The organism is Gammaproteobacteria bacterium (genome assembly GCA_003696665.1).
Lineage (GTDB): Bacteria > Pseudomonadota > Gammaproteobacteria > Enterobacterales.
In genome coordinates, this window is the sequence record RFGJ01000553.1 from 1 (window position 1) to 1057 (window position 1057).

General features: G+C 44.0%; 1 protein-coding gene. It reads right to left on the reverse strand.

The annotated features are described in order from the left end of the window. Positions 1–1057 (reverse strand): hypothetical protein (locus D6694_13535; GenBank protein ID RMH36849.1); only part of this gene is annotated, 1057 nt, incomplete at both ends.

Sequence of the window (1057 nt, forward strand, 5' to 3'; positions counted from 1 at the left end):
CGGCAACAGGTGAAAATCCCCACCGGCCGAATCCACGAAACCTGCCTCCCCGCCCACGATGTTGCCAGGACCCCACTCCAATACCTCGCTCACACCCGTCGTGTCCCCTACGTAGCAGTGTGTCAGGTGGTAGGGAACAGATTCGGAAGTGCCAAAACGAGGAAATATGGAATTGTAAAAATGCGAAACATTGAACCCGGAAAATCCTTTTGCAAAGGTTTCCAATTCGCTCACTTGAAAAGCCACATTTGAAAATATCAGTGAATCACCATCTCCTTCATCCACATTAATAAAATTAAACACAGAAACTAATTTAGACGTTGGATTTATAAATTCTACATTTTGCACAAAAACATCAGGATCAACATCGCCAAATTGATTAAGCGGACCAAAATCAACCAATCGAACACTATCATCGACCGAAGAAAAAAAGAGCCCATCTACAAAAAAATCTGTAGAACTAACCTTAACACATCCACTATGCATTCCACCAGAATCAAAAACTCTTACATCGCTAACAGCCACACAGTTCTTTTCTGAAACCGTAATAAAACGATTCACTTCATAAGGCACTACACCAACAATATTTCTCAACACAACTTTTGTATCACCTGCAAAATCACTATAACCTTTGTCTATTGAAATGCATTCTTCAGTGTTCAAGTTGTCAAAAACCAACCCCTCAAGAATCACATCCTTAAGCATGGTGTAAAACAATCCAACTACATAAATTGATTTTGTGTTTTCACCATCAGGATATTCCACTTTTTTTTCGCGTATAAAACAATCCCTGACCGTCAAACTGCTTTTCAAATTTTCTCTCGCCCCAAACCACATCATGGTCGAGCCTGCCCCCTGCGTCGTCCAGTTATTCTCGAACACGCAGTCCACGATCTCGAAACGGTCGATGCCCGGGCCTTCTTCGTAGTATAGTGCACCCGCCTGGTGATAGGCATAGTTGTCGATAAACCGGCATTGCCACAAGTCATTGGCCGTCTCTTCGAAGCTGCCGCCATTGCGATACAGTCCGCCGGCTCGCGAAGCCGCGCGGTTGTTC